This window comes from Variovorax sp. P1_G12 (assembly GCF_056405555.1).
Genome location: NZ_JBFUBW010000048.1, coordinates 13,711 through 28,695, shown reverse-complemented (window position 1 = coordinate 28,695; position 14,985 = coordinate 13,711). Strand labels below are relative to the sequence as shown.

The window sequence follows — 14,985 nt, the reverse complement described above, 5'->3', positions numbered from 1 at the left end:
CGGCACCGCGCGTAGTCGTAACCCTTGTCCGCATGTAATTTCTCGGCCACTGGCGCGGCCTTCCGCGCTTGCCACCCACCGCCGACAGGGCCCGGCGCTCATCCCGCCGACCTGACGTATGACGCGCGGCCGATCGCCAACAGGCGATCGCTATCGTCGAACAGATCGACGTCCGCCACGCCCACGGTTCGGCCGTTCCGGCGGACACGCGCAATCACTTTCAGGTCCGTGGCGACGGCCGGACGCAGGTAGTCGACGCGGAAGTTGATGGTCGGCAGGCCCCGGCCGAGTTGCATCGCCAGCGCGAAGTCGCCCACGGTGTCGATGATCGCGGCCAGCGGACCGCCGTGCCACTGCTTGCTGCCGCGTTCCCGCTCGAACTCCGGCTTCATCGGCACGCGCACCGTGAGCAGGCCCTGCGCGAGGTCGAGCGATTCCGCCAACAGGCCCAGGGTCGCGATGTAGGGCGAGTCGTCGAAATGCCGCTGGACCTGCGCCAGCGTGAAGGTCTCCACCTGCGCCGTGCTCATGGATTCACCAGAACCTTGCCGACGATGCGGCGCTGCTCGATGCTGCCCAGGGCCTGTGCGCCATCGGCCAGCGCGTAGCGCTGGTCGATGGGCACCTTCAGCTCGCCTCGCTGCACCTTGTCGAGCAGGGTGTGGATGTCGTCGCGCTGCCAGCCGTTGGAGCCGCGGATCTGCAGTTCGAAGGTCCAGATGAACCGGAGGTCTTCCTTCGGGTCGTAGCCCGCCGTGGCGCCGCAGGTCAGCGCGCGCCCGCCGACGCGCAGGGTCCGCAGCCCCTTGACCCAGGTGTCGCCACCGGTGAAGTTGACCACCACGTCGATGCCGCGCGGCAGCGTGCCTTCCGGGTTGCGCTTGATCGTCGGCTTGCCGTGCCGCGCGTGCGACACCTGGAGGAAATCTTCCTCGGTGTAAAGGATGGTCTCGTCGGCGCCCAGCGCCTTCAGCCGCTCCGCCTTTTCGGGCGTGCCCGCGCAGGCGATCACATACGCGCCCGCCGACTTGCAAAGCTGCAGCGCACAGACGCCCACGCCGCCGCTCGCCCCGAGGATCAGCACCTTCTCGCCGGCCTGCACCTGGCCGATGGTGCTCACCATGCGGAGCGCGGTGCCATAGGCCACGGGCAGTGCGGCGGCTTCGTCGAAGCTCACGGCATCGGGCAGGCGGATCAACTGGTGCGCCCGCGCAAGGCATAGCTCGGCCAGCCCACCATGCACCGTCTCGCCCATCAAGCCGCCCTCGATTCGGTTGATCGGGTCGACCAGCACGCGGTCGCCGACCGACCAGCCCTCCACGTCGGCGCCGATGGAGACGATCTCGCCGGCCACGTCGAGGCCCATGATGGCCGGCAGCGGGATCCGGATGCCGGGCATGCCGCGGCGGGTGAACACGTCGTGGTAGTTGAGCGAGGCCGCGCGCACACGCACCACCACGTCGCCCTGCCCCGCCACCGGGTCGGGGAAATCGGTCTCCAGCTTCAATTGCTCGGGGCCGCCGTGTTCTCTCAGGACAAGTGCCTTCATCAGGTGTTCTCGGTTCGTTGGGATTGCTTCAAGGGAAAGGGGAGCTACCAGCTGGCGACGCCGCGCACCGCGGCCTGGGTGAGCGCAAGGCCGTGCTGCCACACCGCGTTGCGCCAGTCCTCGGCCACGGGGTTCAGCGCGTCGAGCACGTCGGCGGCCATCTGTTGGCGCACGTCGTCTTCAAGGCCGGCGCCATGGCGCCGCAGCCACTGGTCCAGGCGCAGCGCGCGTCCGGTGACCGCGCCGCGCGTGCCGAACTCGATCACCGCGCCCGCCAGCTGGCGGCCTTCGAGAAACGCCTGCACGCCATAGAAAACGAGGCCCTGGTAGTGAGGGCGGGCCAGGCCGTTGGGCCTTGAGCCGATGACCTTGTCCGCGCCCCACCAGCGGGCTGCCTCGGCCTGCTCGGCTGAGCCGTCTTCGTTGAAGCACAGGAAGAAGGGCTGGCCGCGCTCGCCGATACCTGTGTGCCAGTCGATCAGTCCGACCTTCTCGGCGCTGCCGAGGTGGCTGCGCACGATGTGTTCCAGGGTCACGTTCGACCACTCGCGCTGCACCCCGCCGTAGAACGGTCCGAACGGGTCGACGTACTGGCCGCGGGCCAGGGTGTCGAACAGCGCATCGGCGCCGTGGCGTTCGACGAAGGCCTTCTCGGCCGTATCGCCGGCAGCCAGCTGGTCCTGCGACCAATAGGCCGGCACCAGGTGCTCGCGCAGTTCGTCGTAGTGCGGGTTGACCGGATGCGGCTGCCGGTGGTCGACGAAGTTGCGGTTCAGGTCGACATTGTTCTCGGTAGTGCGAGTGCCGCGCGCGAAGCCATAGGGGTTGATGCCGTGCACCAGCAGCACGCCGGTGTCCGCCGGGATGCGCGCGGCATCGCCGCTCTTGAGCCAGGCCACCTGCGCGGCCGACCCGGCATAGCCCTCCTGGCCATGGGTTCCGCTGATGACCAGCAACTGGCGCCGCCCGTTGCGATTGCCCAGGTGAGCAACGTCGATGGCCAGCGCCTCGCCCGAGGGCCCGCGCTCTTCGGGATGCTCGTGGGCCTCCAGCGTGACGGCGCCTGCCGCCTCGGCCGCGCGGCGAAAGCGCTCGCGTGCGCCCACATAGCTGGCGGCAAAATAATCGGTGAAGTTCATGTCAGCCTTGATCGGTGAAAGTGAGTGCCAGGCCGAACGCCTGGCGGGCCGGCACGATGAGCCGATGGGGCAGCTCGATCACACCCTGGATCCCCCCATGCGTGAGCACGGCGCGTGCGGCGGCCAGGTCATGGGTGCGCAGCGTGAGACCGGCGTACCGGTCACCCGAGCCGAATTCGCGCCGGGCCTGCCCGTGCAGGTGCACGTCGACCTGCTCCGGCGTCAGGAACAGCACGACCGAGCGTCCGGTGTCGAGGCGCAACCCGCCCAGCACAGGGCTCACCGCCTGGTCGCCGAACGCCTCGACGAACGGGCGCACACTGGCCGCCGGGTCGGTGGCCGAAATCACGAACTCGCGAATGCCGGTGGCGCCGTTCGGATGGGTGCGCCACGCCTCTTGCCATACGTTCTCGGGCGTGTCGTGCTGGCAGAAGAACACCACGCCGCCGGCGCTGGTGTCGGCGGGCAGGTGCAGGACCTGGAAGCGGGCATCCGCCACCCGGCCCCCGGGCAGGGCGACCGGCCGCGAGAAAGACAGCGGCTCATCGACCGGCACGCCACGCGCCTTCAGCCGGCGGGCGACGTCGTGCACGTCGCCCGGTTTGAAGACGAGCCCGATCAGGCCGTTCGGGTACTGCCACATGGGCTTGTCGGCCTGCGCGGCGGCCTGCGGCGGTTCGTAGCCGAGGAGCTCGAGGTAGTCGTCGCCGAAGATGGCCAGATGGTTGCTGGTGCCCAGCGTGTGATGGCCGCGCGCCAGCAGCGAGAAGCCGAGGTCGCGAAATCGCGCCGAGGCGCTGTCGAGCTGGTCCTTCACGCCGATGACGACGTGGTCGATCTGAAGAGGCAAGTCGCTCATGGGATTTTCCTGTAGAGGCTCAAAGGCGTTGGCCGCCGCTCGCGTCGATGCGCTGGGCGGTCACCCAGCGAGCGGCGTCGGAGGCCAGGAAGGCCACGACGTCGGCGATGTCGTCGGGCTGCCCGACGCGTCGCAGCGCCGTGGTCGCCGCAATCGCCTGCGCCGACGCCGGATGGCTGGCGGCGGGGTTCATGTCGGTGGCGGTGGCCCCCGGCATTACCGCGTTGACCGTGATGCCGCGCGGCCCGAGCTGCTCGGCGAGCAGCAGCGTCAACGCTTCGAGCGCCGCCTTGCTCGGCGCATAGGCGGCCATCGCCGGATAGGCGGCGCGCGTGCCCATCGACGACACGTTGATGATTCGCCCCCCGTCCCGCAGCCTCGACAGCGCGCGCTGGATGATGAAGAAAGGGGCCTTGAAATTGACCTGCAGGATGCGATCGAGGTCGGCTGGCGTCGTGTCCTCGATGGTGGCGCGCAGGCCCACGCCGGCGTTGTTGACGAGGATGTCCAGCCGGTGCTCGCCAAGCCGCGCTTGCAGCACCGGGTCGAGCGCGTCAAACAGCTGCTCCGGCCCGGTCGCCGCCTGCAGGTCGGCGGCAATCGCCACGGCCTGGCCGCCGGCCGCCTCGATGCGCCGCACCACGTCGAAGGCCGCCTCGGCTGCCTGGTTGTAGTGCACGGCCACCAGGGCACCGCGCTGCGCGAGCTTCAAGGCAATGGCGCGTCCGATGCCGCGGCTGGCGCCCGTCACCAGCGCCACCTTGCCGCGCAGGTCTTGGGTGGGCTCGCCTTCTGGACTTGTTCGATCCACGTCGCTCATCTCGACCACGCCTGTGCGGCTTCCAGTTCACGTGCCTCGCGCAGCAAGGCTGCGCGATCGATCTTGTTGGTGCCCGCCCAGGGCAGCTCGCTGCGAAACGCGATGCGCCGCGGATGCTGGTAGGCCGGCCCGCGCTGGATGGTGAACTGCTTGAGCGCGTCGACCGTCGCCGTCGATTCCGCCGCGAGCACGATGAAGGCCACCGGCACCGCGCTGCGTTCCTCGTCCGGCAGCGGGACCACGGCCGCATGCTGCACCTGGGGGTGCTGCTCCAGCAGCTTCTCGACTTCGCCGGGGTAAATGTTCTCGCCGGAGCAGACGAACATGTCGTCGGCACGGCCCACGAAGTAAAAGAAGCCCTGCGCATCGCGCCGCATCACGTCGCCGCTGATGTACCAGCCGTCCCGGAACACCTCGGCACTCTTGGCCGGCAGGTTCAGGTAGCCGGTCGCGACCGCCGGGTTGCGCATCCACAGCACGCCTTCGTCGTCGCCGGTGCCGCCGACCAGCTTGACCTCGCCGCCGGCAATCGCGAAGCCGAGCGCCAGTGGTGGAATCGGCCTGCCGTCGGCAGGCGGCGCGAAGACGGCCGGCCCGGCTTCGGTCGTGCCATAGCCGTTGCCGACCTGGGCGCTCGGAATGGCCCGGCCGATGCGCTCGATCAGCGAATAGGTCATGGGCGCGGAGCCCAGCCCGATGCGCTTGAGCTTGCCCAGATCCAGGTCCGGCCGCAGTTCGAGCACCTTCACGACGCGCGCGAACATGGTCGGCACGGCCATGACGCTGGTGACGCCCCATTGCGCCAGCGCTTCGGTGTAGGCCGTGGCCTCGAACGCCGGCAGCAGCACCAGCGACGCACCGTGGAGGAAGACCCCCTTGGTGACCATCAGCCCGTTCATGTGGAACAGCGGCTGCGCCACGATCTGGCGCTCGTTCTCGGCGCCGGGGGGCACGCCGCGCGCCTGCAAGGCCCACAACTGCCCGGCATGGCTGAGCGGCACACCCTTGGGCCGGCCGGTCGAGCCCGAGGTGTAAAGCACCTGGGCGAGCTCGCCCGGCTCCGGGACCACGGTGTCGAACTCGGCCGGTTGCACCTGCGCGCCGAAGCCCGTGGGGCCCTCGTCGTCGAAGTCGATCTGCTCGATGGGTGCGGCGAAGGTGCCGCGCCGCGGTCCGTCGACGAATGCGATCCGGACTTCGGAATCGGTGGCGATGTAAACGAGCGTGTCGCGCGCCAGCTTTGTGTTGATGGGCACCGCCACGTGGCCGGCCCGCATGATGCCGAAGTAGGCGGCGATGTATTCGACACTGTTGAGCGAGGCAATCGCCACCCGTGCGCCGCGCGGCAGTCCTCGCGACACCAGCAGCCGCGCCACGCCGCCGGCCAGGCGGTCGATGTCGCGATGGCTGTAGACGCGGGGCGCGTCGGCTTGCCGCAGGTCGATGACCGCGGTGCGGTCCGGATCGCGGCTGCGGTCGATCAGGTCACCCAAATTTGTAGGCTGTGGCATGGGGAGAAGGGGGTTTCTGGAAAGGAAGGACGTTGACGGGCACGGGCGCCGCGGCCACCGGCGGCAGGTCGAAATGGCAGGCCAGCTGGCGCCCGTCGGCCAGCGTGCGCAACGCCGGCGCCTCGGCCACGCAACGCGCCACCGCGTGCGGACAGCGGGTGCGAAAGGCACAGCCTGAAGGCGGCGACAGCGGATTCGGCAGTTCACCGCGCAACAGCGCCTCGGGCCGCGATTGGCGAAGACGAGGATCGGCCACCGGCGAAGCCGCCAGCAGCAGCCGCGTGTACGGATGGGTCGGCTGTTCCCAGATCGCTTCCGTGGGGCCGCTCTCGACCACCTGGCCGAGGTACATCACCAGCAGCCGGTCGCAGACGTGGCGCACCACCGCCAGGTCGTGCGAGATGAACAGGTACGACACGCCCAGCTCGCCCTGCAGGTCTTGCAGCAGGTTGATGATCTGCGCCCGCACCGAGACGTCGAGCGCGGACACGGGCTCGTCGCAGATCAGCAGCATGGGCTGCAGCGCCAGGGCACGGGCGATGCCGATGCGCTGCCGCTGGCCGCCCGAGAACTCGTGCGGAAAGCGCTCGGCGGCGCTCGGCGGCAGGCCGACCTTGGCGAGCAGTTCCTGCACGCGGGCATCAATCTCACGCTGAGGACGACCCGCCACCGACATCGGCTGGCCGATGATCTTGTCGACGCGGTGCCTGGGGTTCAGCGAGCCGTGCGGATCCTGGAACACCATCTGCATCAAGGACCGCAGGGGCCGCAGACGACGCGTGGACAGGTGCGTCACGTCGTGGCCGTCGATGACGACCTGCCCTGCGCTGGCCGGCGTCAGCCGCATGATGGCCTTGCCCAGCGTCGACTTGCCGCAGCCGGACTCGCCCACCAATCCCACCGTCTCGCCAGCCTCGATGTCCAGGCTGACGCCGCGAACGGCCTGCACGACGCCACCCGGCGTCGGATAGCTGACCCGCAGCTCACGCACCGACAACAAGCTCATGCCGGTCTCCTTTCGATCCATCGGCCGCATGGACCGCAAAACAAGCCGCCTGCTGCCCGGCCCCGACGCGCACGAGCGGCGGCCGCTCGGCCAGGCAGCGGTCGAAGGCGCGCGGACAACGGGCCGCGAAGGCGCAGCCCGCCGGCAATGCCGACAGGTCCGCCACCATGCCGGGGATGTCCGCCAGCCGGCTGCCGCGCGCGCGCAGCGGCGACGGCGTCGCGGCCAGCAGGCCCTGCGTGTAGGGATGCTGTGGCGCGTCGAACAGCAGCTGCACCGGCGCCTCCTCGACCTTGCGCCCGGCATACATGACCAGCACCCGGTCGGCCACTTCGGCCACCACGCCCAGGTCGTGCGTGATGATGACCAGCCCCATGCCCGAGTCGCGCTGGATCTGCGCCAGCAGCGCCAGGATCTGCGCCTGGATCGTGACGTCCAGCGCGGTGGTCGGCTCGTCGGCGATCAGCAGCTTGGGCTGGCAGGCGATGGCCATGGCGATCATCACGCGCTGGCACATGCCGCCCGACAGCCGATGCGGATACTCATGCAGGCGCGCCTGCGCGTTCGGAATGCTGACCTGCTTCAGCAGCCGCTCGGCGCGCTGCCATGCGGCCGCACGGCCGATGCGCTCATGCGCCTGCAGCATCTCGACCAGCTGCGCGCCCACCGTGCGCACCGGGTTGAGCGAATTCATCGGATCCTGGAAGATCATCGCGACATCGCGTCCGCGCACGTCCTGCAGCTCGCGTTCGGACAAACGCGCAAGGTCGCGTCCAAGCAAGCGGATGGCGCCGCCAGCCATCTGCACCTGCGGCTGCGGCAGCAGACCCAGCACCGACAGCGCGGTCAGCGATTTGCCGCATCCCGACTCCCCGACGATGGCCAGCGTCTCGCCCGCCGATACCGAGAATGACGTCCGGTCGATGGCTTTCGCACGGCCCGAGCGCGTGTGGAGAACGACGTCGAGATTTTCGACCTCGAGCAAGGCGGAACCAGCCATCAGCGGTGTCCCAGCTTGGGGTTGAGGGCGTCGTTCAACCCGTCGCCGACGAGGTTGAGCGCCAGCACCGTCAGCATGATGGCCGCGCCCGGGATCGCGCAGATGAACCACGATGTGCGGATCAGCGTGCGGCCGTCGCCGATCATGCGGCCCCAGCTGGCGATGTTGGGGTCGCCCAGGCCGAGGAAGGACAGCGCCGACTCGAACAGGATGGCGCTGGCCACGGTGAGCGACGACAGCACGATGATCGGCGGCAGCGCATTCGGGAGGATCTCGCCCAGCACGATCCGCAGGTCGCTCATCCCGCTGGCGCGGCAGGCATTGACGAAGTCGCGCTCGCGAAGCGACAGGAACTCCGCCCGCGTCAATCGCGCGATGCCGTTCCATGAGACGAAGCCGATGGCCAGCGTGATGTGGGTCAGCGTCGGGCCGAGGATCGCCACGATGCTCAGCAGGAAGATGAGGTTGGGAATGGTCTGGAAAAGCTCGGACACCCGCATCACGACTTCATCGATCCAGCCGCCGCAGTAGCCGGCCAGTGCGCCGACGGTCACGCCGATCAGCGTGGCGGTCAGCGCCGCGAAGGCGCCGATCAGCAACGAGGCACGGGCGCCGTGCACGATCATGGCGGCGATGTCTCGCCCCATGGCATCGGAGCCCAGCAGGTGCTGCGATTCCTGCAGGGGCCACAGCTCGGGCGCGGCGACGATGCGCATCGGGTCTCGAGGAAAGAAACCGTTGGCGAGCACGGCGCCCGCGATGACGAGCAACAGGAGCAGCGCACCGGCCAGCGCGCCACGGTGTCCGGCAAACCGGCCCAGCAGGCCTTGCCTGCGTGCAACAGAGGAAATCAGGACAGAGGTCATCACAGCCGCACGCGCGGATCGAGCTTGAGATAGGCCAGGTCGGCGGCCAGGTTGCAGACGGCCACCACCAGTGCGCTGAGCACCATCACGCCCAGCACGACCGGGTAGTTGCGGCTCATCACGCTGTCGAACAACAGGCTGCCGATGCCGGGCCAGCTGAACACGGCCTCGATGACGACGCTGCCGCCGAGCGCCGTGCCCAGCTGAAGGCCGACCAGCGTCACCACCGGGAGCAGGGCATTGCGCAGCACGTGCGCCAGCACCACCCGGGCGCCCGACAGTCCCTTGGCCCGGGCGGCGCGCACGTAGTCCATGCGCGCCACTTCGAGCATCGAGGCGCGCATGACCCGCGCGTAGATGGCGGCGTAGAAGAGGCCCAGCGTGAGCGCCGGCAGCGCCAGGTGCCTGAGTACGTCGACGACTTGAATCCAGACCCCACCGTCCAGTCCGATCGTCTGCATGCCGCCCACCGGCAGCCAGCCGAGCTTCACCGAGAACAGCACCACCAGCATGATGCCGAGCCAGAAGCTGGGCGCAGCGAAGAAGAACACTGCCAGCGCACTGACCAGGTTGTCCCATCCGGAGCCGACCTTGACCGCGGCGATCACCCCGGCCGCGCTGCCCACCAGCACCGCGATGCTGATGGCCGACAGCATCAGCAGCAGCGTGGCGGGGAGTTGCGCCATGATGATGTCCATCACGGGCGCGTTCTGGCGATAGGAGAAGCCAAGGTCCAGGTGCACGACCGAAACGAGGTAGCGCCACAACTGGACCAGGGGCGGCTGGTCCATGCCGTAGGTGGTGCGAAGCCGCTCGACGATGGCTGGATCGGACACCTGCTGCTCGGCCGTCATGACATCGAGAAAGCTCCCGGGCGCGGCCTGGATGAGCGCGAAATTCAGTACGATCACCCCGAGCAGCAACGGGATCAGCTGCAGCAGGCGCCGCAAAAGCATGCGAGACATGGTCAACCTCGAAGGGTCGCCGCCGATCGGCAGGGCCGATCAGCGTGCGAGCCAGACCTCTCCCCAGCCTTCACCCATGAAGTTCGCCGATTTCGAATGGTCGCGCACGGTCTTGCGGGCCACCGTATAGGGCTCGATCTCCACCAGCGGCAGGATCGGCGCTTCGGTGCTCACGATGCGGGCGAAGTCGTGCGCAATGGCCTTGCGCTTGGCTTCATCGGTCTCGGTCGACAACCGCGCGACCAGCTTGTCGATTTCCGGCCTCGAGAAGCCGGTGGCGTTGCGGAAGGCCGCGCCCTTGACGATGCCGTCGGACGTGTAGAACTGGGTCAGCGAAGGCACGGGCTCCGCGGCGCCGGCATTGTTGGACAGCGCGATGTCGTAGTCGTAGTCGCCGTAGATGCGCTTGAGCGAGGTCGGCCGGTCGAGAACGTTGAGGTTGACCTTGACCTTCACGTCCTCCAGCGCCTGCTTGACGTACTGGCCGAGCTTGACGTTTTCTTCGAACCAGCCCGCCGCAACGAGGTTGACCGTGAAGCGCGAGCCGTCCTTGACCGGGAAGCCCGCAGCGTCGAGTGCCTTGCCTGCCTTCACCACGTCGACCGGGTACTGCGGCAGGTCGGGGTTGTAGAAGAGCGTGTTGATGCTGGAGAACGGACCGTTCCCCGGCCGCGCCTGTTTGTAGTAGATGGTGTTCGCGATGAACTTGCTGTCGATCGCCTGCAGCAGGGCCTGGCGTACCTCCCGCTTGTTGACGATCTCCCGCCGCTGGTTGAACTCGATCGTGGCGACCCAGGCCGAGTTCTGGTAGCCCCGCTTGTCGACCGCGAACTTGCCGCCGGTGGTCAGGCGCGCCAGATCGGGCACCGGCACCGGGTTGAAGGTGGCGATGTCGAGTTCCCCCGCCTCCAGGGCGGCCGCGCGTGACGCCGGGTCGCGCCACCAGCGGATGATCAGCTTGTCGAGGTAGGGCTGCGCCGGGTTCCAGTAATGGTCGTTGCGCACCAGTTCGACGTGGCTGCCACGCACCCAGGTCTTGTACTTGAACGGGCCGGTGCCCACGGGGGTGTTGTTGATCGGGTTGGTGATGATGTCCTTGCCCGCGTAGAGGTGCTTGGGCAACACCAGGTCGGTGGCCAGGATGCTTTTGAAGGTGAACTCGGGGATCGGCGCGTCGAGCCTGAAGACCACGGTCAGCGCGTCTGGGGTCTCGACCGTCTTCAGCGACTTGAGCGACACGCCGTCGGAGATTGGCTTCCAGTATTCGAGCGCGTTGTAGGCCACGTCGGCCGAGGTGAAGTCCTTGCCATCGTGCCACTTGACGCCCTTCCGGAGCTTCACCGTGTAGCTCCTGAAATCGGGCGCGGCGGTCACGCTCTCCGCCAGCAAGGGCGTGAACTTGAAGTCGCCCTCTAGCCTCAACAGGCGCTCGAGCACCTTGGTCGATGTGAACAGAGGGCTCGAGCCTCCGCCGGCAGGCACGAACAACGCCTGCGGCTCGAAGCCGCCCCAGGTGGCGGTCAGCGTTCCGCCCTTGACGGGGGTGTCCCCTGCCTGCGGAGCTGCCTGGGCCGCGAAGGCGAAGGTCAGGGCCAGTGTAGTGATCGAGATTGCGGAGCGCAGCGGCATTGAATCGAGTTGTCGTTTTGTGGTGCGAGAAGGATGACGCAGGTCATCGAAGCGAGACCGCAACCTTAGGGCTTCCCTGGCGTTTCCCCAACGAAGAAGAAGCAGCTTGCTTATTCGGTTTACGTCGGCCAATGCGTGCTAGTCCGCGAAGCTTCCGCGTTCTCGCTCGTGGGCGCGTAGTCTCGGACCTTCTTCGCCGCCACGGTGATGGCCGGATTGGCGCCCAGTTCGATCGATGGAATGTCTCTGTGCACGGTCTTCTGGAAGTCGACGAACGGCCTTGTCACGTTAGGCGTGACAAGTCGCAAACCCGACAGGGATGCCTGGGCTCAGGAGGCGGTGGACGGATTTTGGGTGAGGCCCGTGAAAAGGTGCCAGGCGTCGAAGCGCGCAGCGAGTTGCTTGCGGTGGAGCGATGCGCGCAGCAGATGGCGCTTGAGTGCGAAGTGCTGGCGGATGGGACCGAAGCTCGAGAGGAAAGCCTGCGTGCGCTCGGGCCGGCGAAAACCTCGCATGCGTCGCTCGCGTTCACGGGTGGGCTGATGGCTGTTCTCGGCGCGGTTGTTCACCCGAGCGCAGGCCTTCACGAACAGGTGGCGGACGTTCGCCAGCTCCGGAATCTCGGCCTTCGCTGCCGGATAGCTGTGCAGTTGGTCGGTGACGGTCCTGTGTGGAGGCTCTGGGCAGGCGGCCAGCACGCGCTTGAAGAAGCATCGCGGCCGCCATGTCGCGGCGCTTCTGCACCAGGATGTCGAGCTCGGTGCCATGCTGATCGACGGCGCGCCACAGTAGGTAGGGCTCACCGCGCAGTGTCACGAACATCTCATCGAGATGCCAGATCGAGCCCGGCTTGCGGCGTGCAGCCTTGGCCCGATGCGCGAAGCTCACACCGAACTTGTCGCACCAGCGCCGGATCGTCTCGTAACTGAGGACCACGCCGCGTTCGAACATCAACTCCTCGATGTCACGCAGGCTCAGCTGAAACCGGAAATATCAGCGCACCGCCTGGCTGATCAACACGGCAGGGAACCGATGACCGTGATACAGCGACCTCTTCTTTTGCATCCAGCAAGAGAGCGATTCAAATGGTGGGGTCATGCCGCCAAGGGCATCGTCGACGCGTTGGACGGGAACCCTGGGTACCAGCGGGCGAAGTCATCGCGCAGTTGGCCGTCGATGACGCGCACCCGCACCTGCAGCAGCAAGTGCGCGCTGCGGGGATCCCAGCGCATCTGCTGCGACTTGGACATGCGCTTGTCGATGAGCTGGTTGACAGCCGACTCCACGAAGGCACTGGAGATGCGTCGGCCCGCTCGGTAGCGCCTTCCATAGTTGGGCAGCGAGTCCGAGTTGTTGCGTAGGTAGCCGAGCAGCTCGAGGGTGAGCCTTCGAATCTGACGCGCGGCCGGCTTACGGCACACCGTCGACTTGCCCAAGACGTACAGCATCGTGGTCAGGCGCCGCATGGCTTCCGGCGCTCGACCATGCCAAAGCCGCCACTTCAATCCGCCGGCCAGCCGCGACAACGAGAGCATCCATTTCTTGGGGGTGTGCAGCGGAGCAAAGTAAGCTTCGGAAATGTCAACCGGAGCGTCCTTCGGGCAAGAAGTCCTGCAGCTGCGCGTTGTGCTGCGCAGCATCAGCCCATTGATCTTGCGCCGCCTGCTGGTGCGGGGCGATACGAGCATCGCCCGGCTGCACCAGATTCTGCAGGTCGTGTTCGGCTGGCAGGACATGCACCTTCACCGCTTCGAAATCCGCGGCCGCGAATACGGAATCCACCAGGATGGCGGCGCGTTCTTCGACACTGACGCTCACGAGGCATTGATCGGCCAACTGAAGCTGCAGCGCCTTGAACGATTCACCTACGAATACGACTTCGGCGACCGGTGGATGCACGATCTGCGCATCGAGGCCACGTGGCCCATCGACCCGAAGCGGGTGTATCCGGTGTGCATCGCAGGCCGGCGTGCAGCGCCTCCGGAGGACTGTGGCGGCCCGCATGCGTTCATGGCCAATCGGTCCCAGTACGCTTTGATGGGCAAAGGCTTGTCACGCGCCCAGCTCGACGGCCTTCTCGACGAGGTGGAGGACGAGGAGTGGGACATTTTGAGTCACTCCCATCCTGAACGTTTCGATCGGCGCGCCATCAATCGCAGGCTTGCCGCTTTGGCTACGCCATCCGAGGAAAGGTGTGGAGATGAAGGTCACCGTTCAGATTTGTATTGAGGGGGCCGCGTCGCGGCCCTTCACCGTGCCGATTCACACCATTGATTGTCCCTGTGACCGGGTGCAAGACGTTGGACTCGCCCTCGGCGACGCCAAGTCCATACTCGGGAAGCTCCAGCAAACGCTCGTGCGAGAGCAACTGGCGCTTTACTTGACCGACCACAGGGCGTGTCCGCAATGCGGGAGGCCGCGAGCGATCAAGGGCTATCACCCGCTGCGCTTTCGCACTGCCTTTTGGGATATCGTCCTGCGCAGTCCGCGTTGGTACCGCTGCCGCTGCGAGCAGTCACGAGAAGCAACGTTTTGCCCGTTGAGCGAACTCCTGACGGTGCACACGTCGCCGGAACTGGCGTATCTCGAGGCCAAATGGGCGGCGCAAGTCTCCTTCGCGGCCGTGAGGGAACTGCTGCAGGAGGTGCTGCCGGTCGAGCAAGGGTTGCATCAGGAGACCATTCGCCAACACGTCCTGGCCACCGCTGAGCGACTCGAGGCGCAGCTCGGCCCGGAGCAATTCGCTTACGACGGCGGCTCCCAGCGCGAGATCGAGGCTTCGCCGGAGCCTGCCGCCCCGATCACGGTGGGGCTGGATGGAGGCTACATCCGAGGTCGCGAGCGCCGGCCCGGCGCCAACGGATGCTTCGAGGTCATCGCGGGAAAGAGCATTCCCGAGGAAGGTACGGCGAAGGTCTTCGCATTCGTTCATCGGGTGGATCCGAAACCCAAACGCCGGCTGCGTACCGTGCTTGAGTCGCAGGGCATCCTGCCCCGCCAGCACATTACCTTCCTTTGTGATGGCGGCGACACAGTGCGCGAGCTTGGCGCGTTCGTCCATCCGCGGTCCGAGCACATCCTGGACTGGTTCCACGTTGCGATGCGCATCGAGCAGCTGCTGCAGACGACACGAGGCTTGCACAGTTCGCAGCAAGAGGACCTCCTCAGGAACGTCGAGCGAGTCAAATGGTTCCTGTGGCATGGAAACGTGGTCCGCGCCAACGACACCTTGAACGACTTGCTCTATGAGATCGACGATCTGCGCGAGAAGGATCGGCAAATGAGTCAACCGCCCTCGGTCGTGCTCAAGAAGCTTGCTCGAGCGCTCGACGAATTCGCGACCTACATCGACAACAATGCCGGCGCCATCGTGAACTACGGGGAGCGGTACCGGTGCGGGGAGCGCATTTCCACCGGCTTCGTCGAATCCGCGGTCAACCAGGTGATCGCCAAGCGGTTCGTGAAGAAGCAGCAGATGCGTTGGACGCCGCGCGGGGCTCACCTGTTGCTTCAGGTCCGCACCCAGGTCCTGAACGGCGAGCTACGCGCGTCATTCCAGCAGTGGTATCCGCGCTTCGGCGCTGAGGTTCAAGAGCCGCTCGCAGCGTAACCGAGGGGAAAGTTGCTCCACTGCACACCCC

At 67.0% G+C, this 14,985-nt stretch carries 14 protein-coding genes and 1 pseudogene; 2 read left to right on the top strand and 13 right to left on the bottom strand.

What is annotated here, in order from left to right; all coding sequences use genetic code 11:
• Positions 1-98: 98 nt before the first annotated feature.
• From AC1D2O_RS34235 to AC1D2O_RS34175, 13 genes and pseudogenes are all read right to left on the bottom strand, one after another.
• Positions 99-530 (bottom strand): PaaI family thioesterase, encoded by a 432-nt coding sequence (locus AC1D2O_RS34235; protein WP_478158652.1) that lies wholly within the window; start codon positions 528-530, stop codon positions 99-101.
• Positions 527-1,549 carry a quinone oxidoreductase family protein gene (locus AC1D2O_RS34230; RefSeq protein WP_478090445.1) on the bottom strand — a complete coding sequence of 341 codons (1,023 nt, stop codon included), beginning with the start codon at positions 1,547-1,549 and terminating at the stop codon, positions 527-529. Before AC1D2O_RS34230 ends, AC1D2O_RS34235 begins: the two co-directional genes overlap by 4 nt.
• A 44-nt stretch (positions 1,550-1,593) precedes the next feature.
• Entirely contained in the window at positions 1,594-2,688 is a 1,095-nt protein-coding gene (locus tag AC1D2O_RS34225) for a M14 family metallopeptidase (RefSeq protein WP_478090444.1), read from the bottom strand.
• Position 2,689: 1 nt separating this feature from the next.
• Positions 2,690-3,547: a VOC family protein gene (locus AC1D2O_RS34220; RefSeq protein ID WP_478090443.1), complete on the bottom strand. Its 858-nt coding sequence runs from the start codon at positions 3,545-3,547 to the stop codon at positions 2,690-2,692.
• Between the two features lie 19 nt (positions 3,548-3,566).
• A complete protein-coding gene (locus AC1D2O_RS34215; protein WP_478158651.1) occupies positions 3,567-4,367 on the bottom strand; it encodes an SDR family oxidoreductase in 801 nt (266 codons plus the stop codon).
• On the bottom strand, positions 4,364-5,878 hold the full coding sequence (locus AC1D2O_RS34210) for a class I adenylate-forming enzyme family protein (RefSeq protein WP_478090441.1): 1,515 nt from the start codon (positions 5,876-5,878) through the stop codon (positions 4,364-4,366). Before AC1D2O_RS34210 ends, AC1D2O_RS34215 begins: the two co-directional genes overlap by 4 nt.
• Complete coding sequence (locus AC1D2O_RS34205) at positions 5,853-6,884, bottom strand: ABC transporter ATP-binding protein (RefSeq protein WP_478090440.1); 1,032 nt, start codon at positions 6,882-6,884, stop codon at positions 5,853-5,855. Before AC1D2O_RS34205 ends, AC1D2O_RS34210 begins: the two co-directional genes overlap by 26 nt.
• Entirely contained in the window at positions 6,862-7,884 is a 1,023-nt protein-coding gene (locus AC1D2O_RS34200) for an ABC transporter ATP-binding protein (RefSeq protein WP_478158650.1), read from the bottom strand. The genes AC1D2O_RS34205 and AC1D2O_RS34200 overlap by 23 nt, the downstream gene beginning before the upstream one ends.
• Positions 7,884-8,750, bottom strand: coding sequence for an ABC transporter permease (locus AC1D2O_RS34195; RefSeq protein ID WP_478158649.1), 867 nt, complete (start codon positions 8,748-8,750; stop codon positions 7,884-7,886). The genes AC1D2O_RS34200 and AC1D2O_RS34195 overlap by 1 nt, the downstream gene beginning before the upstream one ends.
• Positions 8,750-9,715, bottom strand: coding sequence for an ABC transporter permease (locus AC1D2O_RS34190; RefSeq protein ID WP_478158648.1), 966 nt, complete (start codon positions 9,713-9,715; stop codon positions 8,750-8,752). The genes AC1D2O_RS34195 and AC1D2O_RS34190 overlap by 1 nt, the downstream gene beginning before the upstream one ends.
• A gap of 39 nt (positions 9,716-9,754) precedes the next feature.
• Positions 9,755-11,344, bottom strand: coding sequence for an ABC transporter substrate-binding protein (locus AC1D2O_RS34185; RefSeq protein ID WP_478090507.1), 1,590 nt, complete (start codon positions 11,342-11,344; stop codon positions 9,755-9,757).
• Positions 11,345-11,673: 329 nt separating this feature from the next.
• Positions 11,674-12,409, bottom strand: a pseudogene (locus AC1D2O_RS34180) (IS6 family transposase).
• Between the two features lie 29 nt (positions 12,410-12,438).
• Positions 12,439-12,984: a hypothetical protein gene (locus tag AC1D2O_RS34175; RefSeq protein WP_478090506.1), complete on the bottom strand. Its 546-nt coding sequence runs from the start codon at positions 12,982-12,984 to the stop codon at positions 12,439-12,441.
• Here AC1D2O_RS34175 and AC1D2O_RS34170 point away from each other — a divergent pair.
• Positions 12,971-13,573 carry a plasmid pRiA4b ORF-3 family protein gene (locus AC1D2O_RS34170; protein WP_478090505.1) on the top strand — a complete coding sequence of 201 codons (603 nt, stop codon included), beginning with the start codon at positions 12,971-12,973 and terminating at the stop codon, positions 13,571-13,573. The genes AC1D2O_RS34175 and AC1D2O_RS34170 overlap by 14 nt on opposite strands.
• A complete protein-coding gene (locus tag AC1D2O_RS34165; protein ID WP_478090504.1) occupies positions 13,545-14,954 on the top strand; it encodes an ISKra4 family transposase in 1,410 nt (469 codons plus the stop codon). The genes AC1D2O_RS34170 and AC1D2O_RS34165 overlap by 29 nt, the downstream gene beginning before the upstream one ends.
• Positions 14,955-14,985: the final 31 nt, after the last annotated feature.